Annotated in this window: 16 protein-coding genes, 1 pseudogene and 1 CRISPR repeat array; of the genes and pseudogenes, 8 read left to right on the forward strand and 9 right to left on the reverse strand. The window is 67.5% G+C overall.

The genetic code is table 11. The features are described 5' to 3' along the window. Positions 1 to 445: 445 nt before the first annotated feature. The 6 genes from ACMXN5_RS50825 to ACMXN5_RS50850 all read left to right on the forward strand — a co-directional run bounded on the left by ACMXN5_RS50825 (position 446) and on the right by ACMXN5_RS50850 (position 6258). Entirely contained in the window at positions 446 to 1663 is a 1218-nt protein-coding gene (locus ACMXN5_RS50825; protein WP_439681786.1) for an outer membrane protein assembly factor BamB family protein, read from the forward strand. Between the two features lie 153 nt (positions 1664 to 1816). After that, the gene (locus ACMXN5_RS50830) at positions 1817 to 2089 is read left to right on the forward strand and encodes a DUF397 domain-containing protein (protein WP_439681787.1); all 273 of its coding nucleotides are present in this window, start codon (positions 1817 to 1819) and stop codon (positions 2087 to 2089) included. Continuing rightward, a complete protein-coding gene (locus ACMXN5_RS50835) occupies positions 2086 to 2664 on the forward strand; it encodes a hypothetical protein (RefSeq protein ID WP_439681788.1) in 579 nt (192 codons plus the stop codon). The genes ACMXN5_RS50830 and ACMXN5_RS50835 overlap by 4 nt, the downstream gene beginning before the upstream one ends. 163 nt (positions 2665 to 2827) lie before the next feature. Further along, positions 2828 to 4273, forward strand: a complete 1446-nt coding sequence (locus ACMXN5_RS50840; RefSeq protein WP_439681789.1) for a DNA/RNA non-specific endonuclease — start codon at positions 2828 to 2830, stop codon at positions 4271 to 4273. 156 nt (positions 4274 to 4429) lie between these two features. Next, the gene (locus ACMXN5_RS50845; protein WP_439681790.1) at positions 4430 to 4945 is read left to right on the forward strand and encodes an SMI1/KNR4 family protein; all 516 of its coding nucleotides are present in this window, start codon (positions 4430 to 4432) and stop codon (positions 4943 to 4945) included. An 821-nt stretch (positions 4946 to 5766) separates the two neighbouring features. Continuing rightward, complete coding sequence (locus ACMXN5_RS50850) at positions 5767 to 6258, forward strand: hypothetical protein (RefSeq protein WP_439681791.1); 492 nt, start codon at positions 5767 to 5769, stop codon at positions 6256 to 6258. Positions 6259 to 6503: 245 nt separating this feature from the next. On the opposite strand, the gene ACMXN5_RS50855 is transcribed toward ACMXN5_RS50850, so the two are convergent. The 8 genes and pseudogenes from ACMXN5_RS50855 to ACMXN5_RS50890 all read right to left on the reverse strand — a co-directional run bounded on the left by ACMXN5_RS50855 (position 6504) and on the right by ACMXN5_RS50890 (position 14178). After that, on the reverse strand, positions 6504 to 7724 hold the full coding sequence (locus tag ACMXN5_RS50855; protein ID WP_439681792.1) for a hypothetical protein: 1221 nt from the start codon (positions 7722 to 7724) through the stop codon (positions 6504 to 6506). 212 nt (positions 7725 to 7936) lie between these two features. Next, a complete protein-coding gene (locus tag ACMXN5_RS50860; protein ID WP_439681793.1) occupies positions 7937 to 8179 on the reverse strand; it encodes a hypothetical protein in 243 nt (80 codons plus the stop codon). A 445-nt stretch (positions 8180 to 8624) separates the two neighbouring features. Beyond that, complete coding sequence (gene cyaB / locus ACMXN5_RS50865; RefSeq protein WP_439681794.1) at positions 8625 to 9188, reverse strand: class IV adenylate cyclase; 564 nt, start codon at positions 9186 to 9188, stop codon at positions 8625 to 8627. Positions 9189 to 9291: 103 nt separating this feature from the next. Next, complete coding sequence (locus tag ACMXN5_RS50870; protein ID WP_439681882.1) at positions 9292 to 9603, reverse strand: 4a-hydroxytetrahydrobiopterin dehydratase; 312 nt, start codon at positions 9601 to 9603, stop codon at positions 9292 to 9294. Positions 9604 to 9746: 143 nt separating this feature from the next. Then, positions 9747 to 10721 carry an IS3 family transposase gene (locus tag ACMXN5_RS50875; RefSeq protein ID WP_439681883.1) on the reverse strand — a complete coding sequence of 325 codons (975 nt, stop codon included), beginning with the start codon at positions 10719 to 10721 and terminating at the stop codon, positions 9747 to 9749. A gap of 27 nt (positions 10722 to 10748) precedes the next feature. Continuing rightward, positions 10749 to 12003 (reverse strand): annotated as a pseudogene (ltrA, locus tag ACMXN5_RS50880) (group II intron reverse transcriptase/maturase). A gap of 582 nt (positions 12004 to 12585) precedes the next feature. After that, positions 12586 to 12876, reverse strand: coding sequence for a transposase (locus tag ACMXN5_RS50885; protein ID WP_439681795.1), 291 nt, complete (start codon positions 12874 to 12876; stop codon positions 12586 to 12588). Positions 12877 to 12897: 21 nt separating this feature from the next. Next, positions 12898 to 14178, reverse strand: a complete 1281-nt coding sequence (locus ACMXN5_RS50890) for a Twin-arginine translocation pathway signal (protein WP_439681796.1) — start codon at positions 14176 to 14178, stop codon at positions 12898 to 12900. Positions 14179 to 14398: 220 nt separating this feature from the next. On the opposite strand from ACMXN5_RS50890, the gene ACMXN5_RS50895 reads away from it, so the two are divergent. After that, positions 14399 to 14992 carry a hypothetical protein gene (locus ACMXN5_RS50895; protein ID WP_439681797.1) on the forward strand — a complete coding sequence of 198 codons (594 nt, stop codon included), beginning with the start codon at positions 14399 to 14401 and terminating at the stop codon, positions 14990 to 14992. Then, the gene (locus tag ACMXN5_RS50900; RefSeq protein WP_439681798.1) at positions 14989 to 15201 is read left to right on the forward strand and encodes a hypothetical protein; all 213 of its coding nucleotides are present in this window, start codon (positions 14989 to 14991) and stop codon (positions 15199 to 15201) included. The genes ACMXN5_RS50895 and ACMXN5_RS50900 overlap by 4 nt, the downstream gene beginning before the upstream one ends. 43 nt (positions 15202 to 15244) lie before the next feature. Further along, positions 15245 to 16191: a CRISPR direct-repeat array (repeat unit 29 nt; unit sequence CGGCTCACCCCCACCTGCGTGGGGACTTC). Positions 16192 to 16394: 203 nt separating this feature from the next. Here ACMXN5_RS50900 and ACMXN5_RS50905 read toward each other — a convergent pair. Next, positions 16395 to 17096 carry a hypothetical protein gene (locus ACMXN5_RS50905; protein WP_439681799.1) on the reverse strand — a complete coding sequence of 234 codons (702 nt, stop codon included), beginning with the start codon at positions 17094 to 17096 and terminating at the stop codon, positions 16395 to 16397. Between the last annotated feature and the right edge of the window lie 361 nt (positions 17097 to 17457).

Consider the following 17457-nt stretch of genomic DNA (forward strand, 5'->3'; position numbering starts at 1 on the left):
CGGCTGTGGGACATGTGACCCCTGTTTGCGGGCGCGTCCGGGGCGGGTGGCTTTCATTGGTCACACCGGTGCGTTCGGCCGCACCTTCGCTCGTATGGATGTGCAGCGATGGGGGCGCGGGGATAAGCCGTTTCGCTCGGGGGTGGGGTGCGGTCCTGGGTCCCGTTTCGGCGCGGGTGTCGTTTCGGTCGTTGCCCGTGGGGGTGTGTCGGATCGCCGGGGGTGTGGTGGTGAGGGGTTGGGCGTTCGTCGGCGTCCGCCGCGTGCTGCTCGCGGGTGGCGGAGGCGGGTTGCGGTGGTGTCGGCGTTCGTCGTCCTGGGGTCTGGGTTGGTCGGGGGATGTGACTCCGGTGGGCCTTCCGTGCCGGGGCGCTCCGGTACGGGTGTGTCTGCGGCTTCTGCTTCGCGGGGGTCGGCGGTTCGGGATTCGGGGCCGGGATCCGGTGTGGCGCCGCTGTCCCTGCCCGGGTTGGGTGGGGAGGCGGCCTGGTCGATCGCGATGCCGCCCAAGGGGTACGAGGACGACGCGCCGCAGGTCGTCGTCGTGGGTGCGACGGTCGTGGTGGTGACGCCGACCGGTCCGGCGTCCGGGGGATACGAGTACGGCGTCCCACGACGGGCAACTCGGCCGCAGCGGGCCGAGTTGCGGGACGCGGCGACCGGCGTGGTGCGGGCGAGCTTCGCGGTCTTCGGGGCGGTGTCGGCGGAGACGTGGCGGGGACGTCCGGCAATCGTGGTGCGCGGCCGCCGCGTCATCCCCGCCGAGGGGCTGACGCGGGAGAAGCGTGATTGGCGGGTCGATGCCTACGACGAACAGGGCGCGCGGATCGGCGGGGTGGACCTGCCGCCGAACGAGGACAGCGCGGGCGGCGTCGCGGTCGTGGACGGCTGGGTCGTCACCGGCGTCCACGACCGGGGGCGTCGCGCGGTGCGCATCTCGGCGGCGGGCGGCGGCGATACCGGGGTCGTGTTGCCGTGTGCGCTCGGCAACTGCGATCCGACCTCGGCCTACTCGGAGTCGCCGTTCGTGCTGGGCGACACGGTGTTCCTCCCCGACCAGAGCGGGCCCGAGATCGACGCGCCGGGACGTGTGACGGCCTACGACGTCGCGACCGGAGCGCGACGGTGGTCGACCGACGGCGTCATCGGGCCGGCGGGCAGCGATCCGAACGCGTACCCGCACGGGATGCGTCCCGCCGTCGTGGGCCGGGTCGGCGAGCAGGTCGTGGTGGCGTGGCGGACCAGTCCACGCGGCACGGAGGTGGTCCTGGGCCTGCACGACCGCCTTACGGGGGCGTTGATCGCGACCGGGCCGCGCGTTCCCGACGGCGTCTCCGAGTTCCGCACGGACGTCGGGGGCACGTTGGCCGTCGTCTGTGGTGATCGGTGCGCCATGTGGGAACCGGCGACCGGCCTGACGCTGTGGCAACAGAGCCGGGACGAACTCTCCTTCGTTCCGCGCACGGTGGTCGGCGGCGTCGTGTACGGGGTGCGGAAGGACGGCGGTGCGATGGGCGCGACCACGCCACTGGCACTGGACGCGCGCTCGAAACGGGTGTTGTCCCCGATGCCGCCCGACGTCACGATCACCGCGATCGGCGACCGCTGGGCACTCGTGGCCACGGAACGAGTCGTCTTGGTCTACCCGGTGCGCACGCTCTGAAAGACACCCGCCTCGCGCCCGCGCGACAACTCGCGGACAAGCTCGACGGCGGTGGCCGGTCGGCCGCACCACTCGGCAATACGCGCGAAATGCCGTGCGAGACACGCCGATTCGACACCATGGAGAGGTCGGAGAGATCAGAGAGCCACAACCATGGGGGCGCTTGTGGAAGAGTTCCGGAAATCGACGGCGCCGGGTAGCGTCGGGGCCGGTCCGGCCCTCACCGGCCCGGTCCGACCGGGCTGGCGCAAGAGCACGTACAGCAACTGCCAGGGATGCTGCGTCGAGGTGGCATCGATCTCGCCTCGCATCGGTGTGCGTGACTCGAATGCGCGTCGGCCCGGAACCGTCGTGTTCGGCGGACCGGCCTGGCACGGGTTCCTGTCGACCGTACGAGCGCGGACCACGGGTACGGGCCCTTCGTGAACGACTCGCTCGTCGTGGCGATCGTAGGGGTGCTCGGCACGCTCGCCGCCGGGATCTTCGCACAGCGCGGCGCGACGAAGGCCAAGATCATCGAGCTCCGGCATGCGGAGCGCATGCATGTCGACACCGAGGCGGCGAACATCCGACGGGCCCATCTGGAGGCCCGGCGACAGGCGTACGGGGATCTCAACCAGGCCCTTCGCGACAAGTACATGCATCTGCTTCACCATGTGCGGACCCTGAAGGGAAACCGCGCGATCGAGGCGTCGCACCTCCAGATCGAGGACGAGAGCGAACGCGAGCTGCGGGCCACCTACGCGAAGGCGCAGATGGTCGCCGCCGACGATGTCCTCGAACGGGTGGGTCCACTTGTCGCACGGCTGTATCTCGTACATCGCGTCCTGCGGCAACACGACACGGGCGAGACACCGGAAGAGGATCTCGACGCCCTGAAGAACCACATGGACAGAGCCAGCGAGACGTTGTACGAGGTGCGCCAGGCGATGCGAGCGGATCTGGGCGTCACCGAACTACCGCTCGATCGCCCTCCGAACTACGGGTCCATGACCACGTAACACCGGAAAGCCCCCACCAAGTCGCCGACCCGAAACCGACGTCGTCGCGGGCCGCCGCGCGGTGGGGGTAATCGGGGCGCCGATGTCCCCGCAGAGGGTACGGCCGCGACCTGGTCGACCTCGCACGGTGCCCGTGACCTCGACGGCCCCGAGCCGGCCACTCGTGGGCCAGACCTCGAAGACCCTCGCCGAGCAACAGGCCGCCGCGGTCCAGGCGAAGGCCGACGAGGCCGATCGTGCCGCACAATCCGCCAAGGAACTCGCCGCGAGGGCGAACGCCGACGCCAAGGCCGCCAACGACAACGCCACTGACGCCGAACGCGACGCCGCCTCCGCCCGTACCGCCGCGGCGAAGGCGGAGACCGACGCGGCCACCGCCCGTGACGTCGCGGGCAAGGCCGAGACCGACGCCACCGCCGCCGAAAAGGCGGCCGCCAACGCCCAGGTCAGCGCCCAGGAGGCGCAGGCCGCAGCCGATCGCGCGGAGGAGCAGCGCCGCAAGGACGAGGAGGCCGCCCGCCAGGCGCTGCTTGTCGAGGAGCACGCCGGCGGGGACCCGCTGAACCTCGACGACACCCACATCCTGCTGGTCGCCTGCGGAGAGGCCTGCCTCGCCGACCACAACGAGGCCGCCGGCCTGGCGAACCAGGACGTCATCGACTGGATCAAGGGCGAAGGCCTGGACATCGTCTTCGAGTTCATCGGCGTCAACGACGCGAAGAAGTGCTTCGGCAAGGGCGACGTGAAGGGTTGCCTGTTGACCGCGATGAACCTCGGCTCGCTCGGCGCGGGCCTGTTCAACCCGAAGAAGGCCGCCGAGGCGGTGTCCGCGACCACCAAGATCGCCACCCGGCTGCCCAAGTTCTTCGCCGCCGCACGCACCGCCCGGCAGGTCCTCAACGAGAGCCGCACCCTGATCACGGAATCGCGGATCACTCTCTCCCGAGGCCCCGTCTCGCTTCCGGCACTGGCCAGGGGCGGCGGCTACGTGAACACGCTCCTGGACAAGTTCCAGGGCAAGCTCTGCACCGTCGGCGACCCCGTCTACAAGCCTCTCGACACCGCTCACGGCAACCGCGCCACCGGCATGGAAGCCTGCCTCGACAAGAAGTACATCGACACCCACACGGGTGGGCCTCCCAACGTCGAGACACCCGGCCGCGCATGGGCAGGCGCGTATGCCAGATGGATGGGTCTCACACCAGGGGAGGCGATCAACCGCTGCCATCTGCTCGCGGACGTTCTGTCCGGCCCCGGCGACAACCCCGCAAACTTGGCGACCTGTACACGCCAGGCCAATTTCTACGTCACGGGAGACGGACGTCTTCGGGAAACCATGCGGGCCTTCGAAGAGGATGTGAAGAACCGCATCGACGGGGGATTGACGGTTCACTACACCGTCACACCCGAATACAGCGGAGAACGCACCGTCCCGGCGACGTTCGTGATGATGGCCTACGGAACCAACGACACCGGCCTCGTCCAATGGTCCCGCAGCGCGGTGGTCCCCAACTCCTTCTACAGCGCCACCAGGCAGTTCTGGCGTAACCTCGGCCTGGCCAACGATCCCGGTACCCAGCTGCCCGTACCAGTCGGCAACACACCCTGACAGACGGCCCCCTCGACTTCGTTGTCGAGGGGGCCCACCTTGCCAATCCCCTCCGTCCCGACCCGATCAAAGGATTGATGCGTCATGCGGGGAGACCGCGGCCCCGAAGAACTCACGCGCCTCATGCTCGTCCCCACTCCGAGCGGGGAACCACGTATGGACGCGATCGGCGACCTGCGTCTGCCCGACGACTACAGATGGTTCCTCTCGCGATACGGGGGAGGAGAGATCGGCAGGAGCACCGTCGTCGTCGTTCCCGACGAACTCAAGGTGACCGAGGGCGAGGGGCAGATGGGCCAGGAGACGGGAACGGCGCATCTGACCTGGGAACTGGAGGGAGGCATCCCGGGCATCGACGATGTTCCGCCGCCCATTCTTTCCTGGGGCGTCGACGACGCCCCGACCCTGTTGTGCTGGCTCACGATCGACGACGACCCGAACGAATGGCCGGTCGTCACGTTCAGCGCCAACGTTCTGCGATGGGAAATCCACCGGTGCGGGATGGTCGAGTTCCTGATCCGGGTCATCTCCGGCGAAGGTCCCGAGAATCCTTTGCCGGGCAATGAGCTCTGGGGTATGAACCTCCCCCGCTTCCTGAACCGACACGAGGCCAGACGACTCGTCGAATCCGGAATCGACCCCGACTCGGGAGAACCCCTCAACTTCAGCTGACCATGTCTGAAACACAGCGATCACACGCAGATCGAATCGACTCACCAACCGGACCACGCCCGCGGCTCGGGCATGTCGGCGGCCGGAGCAGACGGGCAGCCATAGATAGCCCTGCGGCCCGTTCGAGGTTCGACAACAGGCCAAGCGCAGTGGCACGGTGGTCGTGATCGACCGCGTGGAATGTGGGGCCGCACGAACAAGACCCACCGCGGCCCCAAACCGCCGTCGGCGTCCTGTACATCGTGCTCCACACGGCGCCGACAACCACCGTGCGCCACCAACACATCGCTGGCCTCGACCGGAGACGACGTCGAGCACGACACGGGGCTTGGCCGGGTCGTCGAAGACGCCATCCACGGCTCGGTGTGGGCCCAACCCCTCGACGGCGCCACCGAGACCTGGTCAGCTCCACCGACGAGGCAACTCACGCGCCGACCGTCACGTAGCGCAGTTGGAGGGCCGCGACATCGGTATGCCCTCCGTCTGTCACAAGGACGTGCGCCAACCCATCGACCGGTTCACCCCCACTTCCGGGGGACTTCGCAGCCGCTCGGGCGACCTCGGCGTCGTCGACCGACTCACCCCCGGCTGCATGGGGCTACGCGCACGGCGCTCACCCCCATCGCCGCAGGGACTTCGCTTTGTTACGACGGCATGCACGGCCTACACCAGCTCATCCTCATTTACGCAGATGATCTGGAGCTGTCGAGTACCCCATCAACCATCCGGCGGCTCAATCCCACCAGCTTCTTTGTGAACTCGGCCGCCGGCGCCGCACGATCGCCGCTACGGTCCCACCCACCACAGGGAGGGGACCCCGAATGCGTACCGCCACATCGGCCGCGATCGTGCTCGCCGCAATCGCGCTGGCCGCCGGATGCAGCGACGACACAAAGACCGCACCCGCCACGAACGCGATGACCGCACAACAACTCGCGTACAAGCTCAAGGCCGGCGGCCAACCGCTGGGCGACATCACCACGTTCGACGAGACCACCGACCCGAATCATCAACTCGGCAGGCCCGGCCAGTACACGGGCAAGGTCGGATTCGTCGACACCCGCGTCGACCTCGCCGACGCCCTCGACAAACCGGGCGACATTTCACGGGGTGGTGGCATCGAGGTCTGGCCGAACGAGGCAGCGGCCCGGAAGCGCGCCGACTACATCCAGAAGATCACCGCCGCACTCAACATGCCGATCATGCGCGAGTACGACTACGTAAGAGGCGGGTACCTCCTGCGAATCACGCAGACGCTCACACCCGAGCAGGGCAAGGCATACGAAGCCGCCCTGAAGTCCACCGTCGGCTGACCCCAACGCAACGAAACCAAAGGTGAACGAGTTCGTGGATTCCCGCGCTCGAACGAGGGTGAACCCGTGCGCGCGGGATCCCATGACGTGAATTGCGGGGCGGGTTCGAGGCCATGGATCGTCCGCTCGCCGGCCGCCCGTTGCACACCGGTCGCGCGCTGCCCGAGAGGAATCGGGGGGCCTGCGGGAACGGCGTCGGTCGCGACGGTCGCCGGTCGTCCTGCCGGGTTGCGACAGGGAAACTCTCACGGGTCCAGCCGCGCTCCGGCAGCGGCCCGTGCCTCCGGTGTCTCCATCGGGTCGTCGCGGAGTACGGCGATGCGGTGCAGGGTCTGCGGGTGGCCCGGTGCCGAGGTGATGGCCAGCAACCGTGCCCGTTCCTCACAGTCTCCGAGCGACTCGGTGTACGCGTCTTCCAGGCCGGACGGGTCGATCGCGACGATCGCTTCCAGGTAGTCGGCACGCTCGTACGAGTGCGGGGTATGCCGCCAGAAGCGCCAGAGGACGGGCACGGCGTCGGCGGCTTCGGGTCCGAAGCGGGCCAGTCTCCTCGCCGTGGTATCTGGACCGCACCACGCGCGGGCCTCCCACTGTTCGGCGAGTTCGGCCACGAGCCCCGGTAGTGCCTCGGGCCCGGCGTGCTCGGCCAGGACGTCCGCCCCCAGCCGGGTCAGCCACTCCCGCCCGTCCACGGCCCACCCTCGGGCCGCCGGCACGGCGAGGGAGCCGAGGCGCTCGACCGCCCGCCGGAGCAGGGGCAGGGGTCGGCGGCCGTCCGGGGTTCCGAGCGAGGGCACGAGCGGGATCAACCACTCCGCCGGCTCCCGCCCGGCCAACGCACGCAGCGCCCCGATCTTCACGTCGAACTCGGTGCCGTCGGCGGCCAGCAGAGCCGACAGCTCCTCGTCGCTAAGCCCGCCGAGGAACGGCAGCGGAGGAAATCGCGGGCCCGGCACCTCGATCCCGAACCGGATCCACGGCTTCAAAGACCCTGGATCGTTCATCTCCCCGCCGGTCCGGGCGCGCGCGATGTCGCCCAGGTCCTCCCACCACTCGGCCGGCCAGCCATCCGCGACCGACTCCAGTACGCAGACCCAGTGCGTGCCTTCTCGAATGTATGCCCGAAGCCCCTCGCGGGCCTCGTCCGAACCGGCGAGGGCAAGCAGTTCCAGCACGTAGGCAGCCCGCAGACATTCCTCCTCGTCGTCTCTCGCCAACTGGTCGACGACCGGCCTCGGCGACAGCTTCAGGTCCCGGATCAGCCGAGCCTGGTAGAGGTGGTGGGTGTCGGTCTGGTAATCCCACTTCCAGTCCCGGCGGATCCCGTCGTACACGAAGGGCGCGGCGGCCTCCGGGTCACTTCGTGCGCGCTCCGCGCCGGCCCCCCGGCCGCGCTGCAGCAGCCCTTCCAGCGTGTCGTGGCAGGCGTAGGACAGGGTGCGGGACGTCTCGTCGTGATAGCTCATCACGCCCCACCCTGCCTGCCTGGGGGCGCGGTTGTCATGTGATATCGCCCCGAGCCACGGGACGCAGTCGTCTCGGCGGCTCGGGGCGCCGGGCCACTCTGTGTGTCTCCTGCGGTCCAGTCGAACCGAACCGGCTGCCCGCCGCCCATTCCACACGGCCGAATATCCGAACCCAACGACACTCGGCGACGCGTGGGTCCCCCGGCCTGGGATCACCGCACGTGCGGGAGGGCTTTGTCGGGATGGGCGGCCCGCACGTACTTCACCGCCGTGCCCGCGCGGATGCCGAACAGCCGCATCAGGTGGACCGGGTCGGCGGTGTGTCGGGCCTCGTCCAGAACGCGGTCGCGCCACAACGCCCCGGGTTTGACGCCCACACGGTCGAAGATCGCCCTCAACAGGCATTGGCTGACCCGGTGTTCGGGCAGCGCGTGCGCGGTGTGGACGCTGATCAACAGATGGGGATTGGGTGTGGTCGGCCATCGCGCGTGGCGTTCGCGCAGCCACGCTCCCAGCAGGTCGACATCGTCGACGCGGATGCGCGCGACGTCGGAGAGTTTGACCGCGTAGACGGCGACCAGGACCAGGACCAGGCGCCCCGTCGGTGTCGGTGTGCGGTCCAGCAGGCCCTGCAGGCGGAGTGGGATCGAGGAAGATCACCCGTTCCTGACGCAGGGCGCGGAAAATGCTCCGCAGCGCGTGGTGCAGTCCGCGTGCCCTGTTCCCGTGCAGGTGCGCGAGCCGCTCCCGGATGTCCAGGTGTAATCGCGGAAATTCCACCCGACCTGATGCACCCTCGAACATCACCCCGCCCACCAGCCGAAACATAGCTACACGGGGGGCGCGTGGCCCTACGACGAACCCGTACGTACTCCACTCCCCCACCTGCGTGAGGACTTCCTATCGCGCGTCGCTGCGTCGGGCGGCTACCGCTTCCGTATACAGCTCCGTGGTCAACGCATCGTGACTGATGCCCAGCCCCTTCAGCACCTCCCGCACTACGGCCACCGCCTCGGCCACCTGATCGTCGGATTCGACGAGGGTTTCGACCTCGATGAACGTCTCGTCCAACTCGGGGACCAGCACGAGCGTCGCAAGCAGCCGGCGACCCGCATGGTGGAAGTCGTAGTTTCGGCAACGTTTCTCGAACTGGATCGTCGGCGTGTACCCGAGTCCGCGCAGCAGCGCGTGCGCGGCGCGCGCGTCGTCGATGCGGGTCTCGTGCTCTGGCTTGGACCCGGATTCCTCGTCGACCTGCGCACCCTTGTACGTCATCATCGAGACGGTTTCGGCTCCATGCACGGTCCGGATGCGCAGCTCGCAATCCTCGGTCGTGAGGGTGCGCTGGGCGTCGTCGTAGTAAGTGTCCTGGTAGACCTCGGCACGTCCCACTGCCAACTTCTCCAGGGTGTCGAGGACATGTTCCGGGTCCCGCACGCGGGCCTTCAACTCTGCCTCGATCATGTGATTCCTACCAATCAAGCTGCGTGGGGACTTCGGGACGCCTCAACAAACCCAACCTCCCCGCGTTCGGCTCACCCTTGCCTGCGCGGGGACCTCGAGATGGTCAGTCGAGCGGGACCGCTCCGTGGGTTGGCGCGACAGCCTCGATGCGGCGGGCCAGCTCGATGTCGTGCTCGGCGACATGGCCACCGAGATCGCTCGAACTGATGCTGATGTGGACGGTCTTGTACCCGAGGGTCGCGTCGGAGTGGTGGCCCCAGTCGTCCTGGATGGCCGCGATGTGCACAACGAACGCGGCGCCGGCGACGTGCGAAATCGAATACGTCCGCTCGATACGGCGACCGTCCGTGGTCCAGCCGGGCAAGTCGACGGACAGGATCTTCTCGATCTGAGGGCGAGTCAACGCTTCGGCCACGGTCAAGCCTCCAGGGTCAGCGGTGCGAGCAGCTCGGCCAGTTCGCGGCCGATCGAGTGATCGTGCCACGCCCGCATCTCTGCCTCCAGGAATGACAACTTGAGGGGCCTCGCGTTTCTCGGACAGGGTCATGACTGTCGAGTTCACGCGGCGAGTCGCAACTCTTCGAACTCGGCATGCACCTCGCCAGGAGGGCGATATCCCACCGCCGAGTGGAGTCGTTTGCGATTGTACCAGAATTCTATATACCGAGTGATATCTCGTCGAGCTTCCTCGCGAGTCGAGTACTTCGTGCGGGAGACGCACTCGTTCTTCAAGGATGCGAAGAAAGACTCGGCCATTGCGTTATCGAAGCAGATCCCCGTACGACCGACGGAGCGACGCAGGCCGAGTCCGCCGAGCACCTGCGCGTACTCTGCCGACATGTAGTTGCTTCCGCGATCGGAGTGAAATATGGCATCCTCGGCAAGGGGGCGATTGCGTGCCGCGTTGCGAATCGCCCGTGATATCAGCGGCGTCTGGTAATGGTCGTCCATCGCGTAGCCGACGACCTCTTTCGTGCAGCAGTCGATCGCAGTCGCGAGATAAAGCCAACCCTCGGCCGTCGCAATGTACGTAATATCCCCGACGAGCTTTTCCCCGGGAGCGGCGGCGGTGAAGTCGCGGCCGACCAGGTCCGGCACAGGCGCGGACGTGGCGCGGGTGAGGGACAAGCGCTTCGGGCGGGGCTGGCAGGGCACCAGGCCCAGGTCGCGCATGATCCGCCGCACCAACTCCGGGCCGGCCGCCACGCCCCAGCGCAACATCTGCGCGCGGATGCGACGATATCCGTACGTGCCGTCGGACATCTCGAATGCCTTCGTGACCAGCCGTTTCAATTCCTCGCGCCGCCCGGCGGTCGCGGATTCCGGGCGGCGCCGCCAGTCGTAGTAGCCGGATTTGGACACACCGAGGCGGTCGCACATGAATGCGACGGGATATGCGTACTCCACGGTATCGAGTCGCATCGTCTCGATGAACTCGTACTTGCTGCCTACCGGGGATCCTTCGCGAAGTACGCTGGTCGGGTGGCCCGGGGGAATCGCACCCCCGGGCTCCCACAGATCCCGGCGTGACAGTCTCCCGTCACCGGGCTCTTCTCGGTCTCACCAGAAAGCGTGGACCCATCGCCACTGCGCGAAGAAACGCGGGTATTGACGGGTGGTCCGTCTCCATGCCGCGTGCGCCTTGGCGAAGGTCCTCAGCCGTTTGTGTTTCTTTCTCAGCCAGCGCACCAGGTAGGCGTTGATGCGTCTGAGCAGGGGATACAACTCCGAACGGTGGTACCGCCCGTAGTAGTTCATCCATCCCGACACGACGGGGTTGATCCATCGTGCGATGTCCTGCGCCGAGAAGGTGGTGTAGTGGTGCAGTCGCCAGGACCTCACGCACCGACTCATCCTCTTCAGGGCGGTCTTGGCGACCGCCGGGCCGAAACCGGTGAACACCGTTCCGTGCCTGCTGCGTACGCCCCGGGCCCGGAACGTGAACCCGAGGAAGTCGAACGACGTGTGCTCGTACGAGCCTTGCCGTTTTCCGTCCTTGCAGTAAACGATTCGGGTCTTGTCCGGGTGCAGTCGCAGTCCGACCTGTTCCATTCGCTCACCGATCGCCCCGGCCACCATTCGGGCCTGGCTCTCGCTGTGGCAGTGCACCACCGCGTCGTCGACATACCGCTCGAACGGCAGGGTCGGGAACTTCCGTGCCATCCAGGCGTCGAACGCGTAGTGCAGAAACAGGTTGGCGAGCACGGGTGAAACGGCGGATCCCTGTGGAGTTCCGCAATTTCGTTCGGCATGCGAACCGTCGGGCATCCGTACGGGAGCGGCCAGCCACCGCTTCACGTAGAGGACGACCCAGGGCTGATCGGTGTTCGTCTCCACCGCCTTGACGACAAGATCCCAGGGCACGCTGTCGAAGAACTTCCGGATGTCGAGATCGATCACCCCAGTCGAATTTCCAGCAACGTTCCCGGCACCTTCCCACCGCGTCCAGTGCCGACCGGTTCGGCCGATACCCGTAGGAGTCGTCGTGGAATCTCGGCTCCACGACCTCCTCCAGTCGGGCTGCCACAACGGTCTGCGCGATTCTGTCCGCGACGGTGGGCACTCCGAGAATCCGAGTACCCTCGCCGTGCGATTTCGGAATCTCCACCGCCAGTACCGGGGGCGGGAAGTAGCTGCCCGACGACATCCGATTCCAGATCCGATAAAGATTGTTCTTCAGATCCGCTTCGAACATCTCGATCGAGCAGCCGTCCACTCCCGGTGCGCCCTTGTTGGCTCGCACCTTCAGATAAGCCTCCCACACCTCCTGTTTCGAAATATCGAACGGCTTGCTCCGCGGTCTCTGCTCGTCCACGAGACTCCTCCCAGGATTCTTTTCCTGGTTGATCGAATGCACGAACCACGGCCGAGCCGGCCCCTTCGCTTCCCTCCCACCGCATCAAGCAGGAGAATCTTCGCTACTACGGGCCGGTCCGCCCGCGTGTCCCGCGACGGTACTCACCCCCTCGCGTTTCAAACGCTTGGGGAACTCCCTGTCGCCCCGCCCGTTTTCCGAGTCGGGATCGTGTCGGGACACGCGTTCCCACGTTCCGCACAGGAGCCGCAGATCAAGCTCGCGCCACCTCCACGCCGGGCACCGCCTGGCCAATACATCGGGCACCCGCCAGACTCTTCCCGGGCCAAGCCATAACACCCGGTTTCGATGCCACTTTTCTAAATAACGACGCTTCGACAGTGAATCCCGAACGGGATTTTCAATGCAACGCCTTCTTGATCCCCACCTGACACCTCGTGGATGCCTTTTCCCTCGTCGCTCACCACGACGGTCTTCAGCCAACGCAGCAGAGGGCGGTTTGGAGCCTCCCCCCGAAGGGCGGCTCCGAAGGGCCTACAATCCTTCATCTCCTGTGCAGCACCGCGTTCGGTCGCTCCTACTTCAGACGACCTCCAGCGTTCGTGGCACACCGGCTTTTTTCAGGAACGAGTTTTCCATCTCGAGCTCGCGATTGCGGCGTTCGAGTTCCTTCAACCTGGCGCGTTCGTCAACGGCAAGCGGCCCTTCGGCTTTTTCGTGCCTGCGCTGATGTTCTCGAACCCAGGCGCGGAGCGTTTCCGGGTGGACATCGAGCTCCCGCGCGGTCTGTGCGATCGCCCGGGGCGCGGACTTCAATGCCAGTTGAACCGCTTCCTCGCGGAACTCGGGCGTGTACGGGTTGGGGCGTGCCATCTTGCTGCTTTCCTCGGTTCCTTACAGGTCAACCTTATTGGATCTCTGTCCGAAACCTTCGAGGCACCCCAACTCTCGTGCGGCCCGTGCGCTGCCGGTGCCGAGAGCCACCTCGACTGCCACGTGGGACAGGGCGAGTGCTGCTTCGGGTTGGCCGAGCGCCGCTTTCGCGCAGGCCTGGCGTGCGCTCCACACTCCGGCGTCCCGCCGTGCCGGACCGACCGGCGACGGAATGATCTGCTGCCACAGCCGATCGGCGTCCGCGTACAGACCCAGCCGGCCGTAACACGTCGCGCGCTGCACTGCCACATAGTGCAAGGTACGCAGGCACGCGGTGCCCCACTCCTCGACGTCGACAGCCCGAATGATTCGCTCGGCGCGATCGAGCAGTCGGTCCGTTTCGGCACGGTCCCCCAGAAGCGACGTGCCATGTGCCTGTTGCTGCAACGCGAACACGACCAGCTCGGGTGGTAGTTGTCGCTCGACAGACAGGACGTTCGCACACAGATCGACTGCGGCGCCGCCCGAACCGACGTCGGTGTGAGCCATGGCCCGATCCACGAGAGAGCACGCCACGGCGTGTGCGTTGCCGGAGCGATGCGCCAACTCGGTCGCCATGCCGTGCCAGTGGCCGGCCGCTGCGATGTCTCCGGCGTCGAGGTGTAACCATCCGGCGAACGCGGCGTAGGCGCTGCCCGTCTCGGCCAGCCGACGCCGTACGTCAGAGTCGGCCTCGTCCAGCAGCTTTCCGATCAGGTGCAACTGCGCGGTCACCGTCCCTATGAGTGCCCGGGAACCGAGCATCATGTCCGCCTTGTAGTGCCCGGCGAGCTGCTCGTCGAAATAGTCGACGAGCGCCGGGTCTACCAGGCCGCGCTTTGTGCGTACGGTGCCCCCCACTGCGACGCCGGAGAGGGCTAGTGCCGCACTGCCGACGAACTGTCGTCGATCCACGGGCCCCACGATAGGCATGACGGATGGACACTTCGCCGGCGCTTCCGGGTGATTCGGCCCGATGCCCAGCTCGGCCTCGGTCATCCCTGTGAGAGCGACGAGGATCCGGCGGTAGATCGGTCGAGGGCGGAGCGTTTCGCCATCCTCCCACCGCGCGATCAGGCGAGCGTCGACCGAGACCTGACGCTCGCCGAGTTCGGCGGCAGCGGCCTGGAGGTCGCTCGCGAACTCGGTGCGCGATTGCTTCCGCTGCTCCTCGCGTACGGCGCGCAGGTGTCTGTTCGGGGTGAGTTCACGGCCTCTTCCCACGGCGATCCCCAGGTGTAAGCGGCGTGACGGTACGTCCACGCTACCCACCGGCGGGGCGGGCACAGGCGAATCAACGGGGAATTGCCACCGGAGCGCCATCGACAACGCCATCGGAGCGCGCCGCGCGCCTCGTGATCATCGTCAGCAGGGTGGGTCCGGCAGGAGAACCGACCACCTTCCGCCACCCCGCGCCGTACCGAGCGGCACCGGGCTCGCCCGCTTCACCAACCGCTGGTGTCACGCATCCATTGGAGTCCACATGACCGACGTCGAGGCGGCACCTGCGGCCGTGTCGCTGGCCGCCTGGAGCATCCACCTCGAACCCGTCGATCACCTGCGACCATGGCGCCTGGACGTGTTCGCAGCCCGCAGTGCGGGGCCGACGGCGGCCGCGGCGGCAGCGATCCCCACCTACGAACGCGCCGAGTTCCACCTCATCGACGCCGATGTCGCCATCCTCGCGGGCACGCTCCTCCGGCCGCCGCGCCCGGAGGACCGCCCGCCCGGCCGTGCCCGCCTCCTCCGGGAGGGCACCGCCCTCCGGCTGCGGCTGTACATCTCCGCCGTCGACGGCAACCAGCCCGAGCCGCGCGGAATCATCCACATCCAAGAGCACCACCGCAAGGTGCTCCTCGACGACATCGCCCGGCACCGCCTGGACCTCATCCCCACCGGCACCGTGCCCGAGCCACAACTGTTCCTCGACCCGGTGCCCGTCACCGGATACAGCATCGACCAGGTCGCCGAGCTGCACGACCGGTGCGAACGCTGGCTCAACAGCGAGGGCATCCGGGCCGCGCTCGCCGACCGTGAGATTGCGCGGCACGTCGCAACCCGGGCGGCCGACCAGTGACGGAGGCAGCAGACGTCGACCCTGCCCGCGCCCAGCGAACCGCGCTCGACCGACCGGCTGCCACGGCCGCCCCGCAGCAACCCGACGTGGCCGCGATGCGCAACGCGCTGATCACCACGATCACCGGCGGGCCAGTCGCCACCGCAGTCGCCGAGCGCAGAGCCTATCGGCGCTTGGTCCGCAGCGACGACCCCGACCGAGACCGGTAGCGGACACGACGAAGCAGGCCGGCCCCCCGAGATGGGGGCGGGCCAGCTCACCCCCACCTACGTGGGGACTTCGGCCTCGCGCAGAACCTTCTTCACCGGGCTGGCGGCTCACCCCCACCTGCGTAGGGACTTCCCGGCCTCGGCGCTGCCCCTGTGCGGCGTGCACGGCTCACCCCCACCTGCGTGGGGACTTCGTGATGCGTTCGACGCGCCATGCGTCGCCGTTCGGCTCACCCCCACCTGCATGGGGACTTCCCCCGTGCCGGGGAGGAATCGGCGGCGGGAGGCGGCTCACCCCCACCTGCGTGGGGACTTCCGTCGCGCGATCGTCCACGTCGTCTTGAAGGTCGGCTCACCCCCACCTGCGTGGGGACTTCCTGGCCTCACGTAGCCATCGATTGGCCGCCCGCGGCTCACCCCCACCTGCGTGGGGACTTCGACGCGCCGTGGAGCGCGATCAACGAAATCGCGCGGCTCACCCCCACCTGCGTGGGGACTTCGAGTTGGCCAAGTTGGGGGCCCAAGCAGTGCGCGGCTCACCCCCACCTGCGTGGGGACTTCGTGCCTTGCATCACTTTGGTTGACGGGGACCTGCGGCTCACCCCCACCTGCGTGGGGACTTCCAGAGCGGATTCCGACGTGTTCCTGAGGCAACCGGCTCACCCTCACCTGCGTGGGGACTTCGGCGTGTGGGTGTGTTCGCGCGAGGCATTCGCCGGCTCACCCCCACCTGCGTGGGGACTTCGCCTGCCACCAGCGCCACGCGGCCTCGTCCGGCGGCTCACCCCCACCTGCGTGGGGACTTCGCGATCACCACCCTGCTGACCGAACGCCCCTACAGCTCACCCCCACCTGCGTGGGGACTTCGACCCGGGCCCGGTCGCCGTTGAGTTCGTCGACCGGCTCACCCCCACCTGCGTGGGGACTTCAACCTGGTCGTCGCCGTCGATCAGGAGCAGGTCGGCTCACCCCCACCTGCGTGGGGACTTCCTTGCTGACCTGCGGGTTCTTGGGGGCTTTGCCAACTCGAGATCTAAAGAAGGCTATTGCGGCAAGATTTCTGCCTGATTTCACAGCGTGGGGCCGATGGCGGTTGGTGATGACGAGTTTTTGATCGGTTGAGATCGCCATCCTTTGGGTTGCCTTCTTCGGGCTCGTGGTCGCGGGGTGTGGTGGTCAGCGTAGGGCGGGATTCAGAGGTGGTGTTGAAGGAACGCCAGGATGTCGTTGCGGGATGGGCCCGGGGGCCAGGTGTGGATCTCGCGTTTCAGGGCGGTGATCTCGGTGGGAGTGGCTCGGGAGTGCCAGGTGGGGTCGAGGTCGTGGCGTAGGAGGGTGGCGCGTCTGGTGGCGTGTTGTTCTTGGGCGCGTCGCAGGGCTGCCCTTCTGCGGATGTGGTTGATGTCGGGTCCGTGGACTCGGAGTTGGTGGGTCGGGTGGTGCGTGGTGCTGCCGGCTTCGAGGGTCGCGGTGATGATTGCTCGGCGTAGGACCTCGGGTCGGAGTCGGTGTACGTGTTCGAGGTCGCCGTGTACTCGGGCGGCTATGTCCTCGGGGTGCTCCCAGGCGGTGGCGGGTTCGCGGGATTCGGGGGCGAGTTGGGCGTGGGTGGTCGGGTCGTGGGCTGTGCAGCGCCACCACGCCGTGTTGCCGTGGGGTGGGTGTGTCGGGTTGGGCGTGAGGGCGGTGATGGGCACTGGGTCGAAATGGGGGTTCGGTGCGGGGAGGTCCGGTTCGAGGCCGGCGTACTGGCGGATGCGGCCGCGGAGGTGGCGGAGGGTTGTTGTGGCGTAGGTGCTGCCTATGGTCGCCCAGTGGGATGTCGCCTCCCAGATGCGCGCTACCTCGTCGGGGGTGGCTTCGGTCCACCACGCGCGGTGCCATATCGCTCGCATGACGGTGCGGTCGGCGACGTAGGTGGTGTAGGTGGTGTGGAGGGCATCGGTGTTCGGGTCCGACGTGGGGTCCTGAAGGGGACGGCGAGTGGGGCTGGTTCCGGTGAGCAGGGGGCCCAGATCGTGTGCGGTGAGGCGTGGGCGGATGGGGCGGGTCGATGCTTTCGGGGGTTCCGGGGCCGGGGGTAGAGGTCGCGGATCCGTTGTGTGGGCGAGAGTACGTAGGGCCTGGGCGGTGTGTTCGGCATGGACGCGTAGGGCGTGTAGGTGGGTGCGTGTGGCTGCGATTTGGGGGTGGGCGGCGAGGGTTCTCGCGTGGTGGGCAAGGGTTAGGCAAGCCTCGATCTGTCGGGTGATTTCG

The sequence above is a fragment of the Embleya australiensis genome, assembly GCF_051903075.1.
Taxonomy (GTDB): Bacteria; Actinomycetota; Actinomycetes; order Streptomycetales; family Streptomycetaceae; genus Embleya.